A 1,513-nucleotide genomic window follows, 5' to 3' on the forward strand; every position below is an offset into this window, starting at 1 on the left:
AGTTGAGTCCGTATAATTGTGTAAAATGAATATCTCCTAAAAAGTACTAGGAGCCATATTCAAATGTCCTCGGTTAGAATGGAGTTGACTAGACAACATTCACAGAGAGGAGAATTTGAAATGGCTCAATACCAGATTACCGTAGATTCACAACTTTTGCAGCAACTATTTTTGGGAAATTCTCAGGACACAGGGGTAGCTAAGCTGCTCGAATCGGTATTAAACCAGATTCTTCAAGCACAGGTGACGGAACAAATAGGAGCAGAACATTACGAAAGAACCGAAGAACGACAAGGATATCGTAACGGATCCTATCCCCATCAACTAACGACACGAGTAGGGACAATCACCCTACGGGTACCTCGCATCCGTGGCGGCAAATTCTCTACGGAGTTGTTTGCCCGGTATCAGCGCAGTGAACAGGCGTTAGTACTGGCCCTCATGGAGATGGTCGTGAGTGGGGTGTCTACCCGAAAAGTCGCTCAAATTACCGAAGAATTATGCGGTACGGACTTTTCCAAGTCGACCGTCTCGGATCTGTGCAAACGTCTGGATCCGGTCGTGACGGCGTGGAATAATCGCCCGCTCTCCGATAGCCGCTTTCCATTCGTGTTGGTGGACGCTCTTTACCTCAAAGTTCGTGAAGACGGCCGCGTACGCTCGCGTGGTATCATGATCGGTATGGGCGTCAACACGGACGGTTACCGGGAAGTGATTGGCCTTATGCTGGGCGATACCGAGTCCGAAGCGAGCTGGAGCGAGTTCTTTGGCTGGCTCAAAAGCCGTGGCTTGCGTGGAGTAGATCTGATCGTATCCGACGACCATGGCGGCTTGGTTCGCGCTGTTCGGCAGCATTTTCAAGGCGTAACGTGGCAGCGGTGTCAAACGCATTTCATCCGAAATGTGCTGGATGCGACGCCGAAAGCGCTGAAAGAGGAGATCCATGGTCGGGTACGCGCCATCCTGGATGCACCGGATGCGAAGATGTCACGTCTCTTTCTGCAGCAAACGATAGCCGACTACGAAGACAAAGCGCCCAAAGCGATGGCTGTGTTGGAAGCGGGATTTGACGACGTTACAGCAGTGCTGGCGTTACCCGAGAAGTATCGCAAGCGATTGCGTACAACCAACAGCGTTGAACGTTTGAATGAAGAAGTTCGTCGGCGGGAACGCGTGATTCGTATTTTCCCAAACCGCGAATCCGTCATTCGGCTAATCGGTGCATTGCTGATGGAACTCGATGAAAAGTGGGCCAGCGGCAAGAAATATCTCGACATGACCGAGTACTTGGAATGGCGCGAATCTCAAGCGACCAAGGCCACATCCAAGGTTACACGTATCGGTTAAGGGGCTTTACATGGAGTGGCGGGCATGATAGGCTGTTTTGCCTGGCGATTAAAACGTTAGGGCATATCGCCCAATCGCCAGTCATCATGCCCGCAGAGGCTCCATGTCAAGCCCCGGCTCGACAACTCCGAACCGAGGGAATTTACACAATAATTTGGACTTGATC

General features: G+C 51.2%; 1 protein-coding gene. It reads left to right on the forward strand.

The features are described 5' to 3' along the window. Positions 1-120: 120 nt before the first annotated feature. Positions 121-1,347, forward strand: coding sequence for an IS256 family transposase (locus ABEV74_RS22735; RefSeq protein ID WP_430149917.1), 1,227 nt, complete (start codon positions 121-123; stop codon positions 1,345-1,347). Positions 1,348-1,513 lie beyond the last annotated feature (166 nt).

Source organism: Paenibacillus cisolokensis (genome assembly GCF_050481165.1).
In the GTDB taxonomy this organism is placed as follows: domain Bacteria; phylum Bacillota; class Bacilli; order Paenibacillales; family Paenibacillaceae; genus Paenibacillus_AH; species Paenibacillus_AH cisolokensis.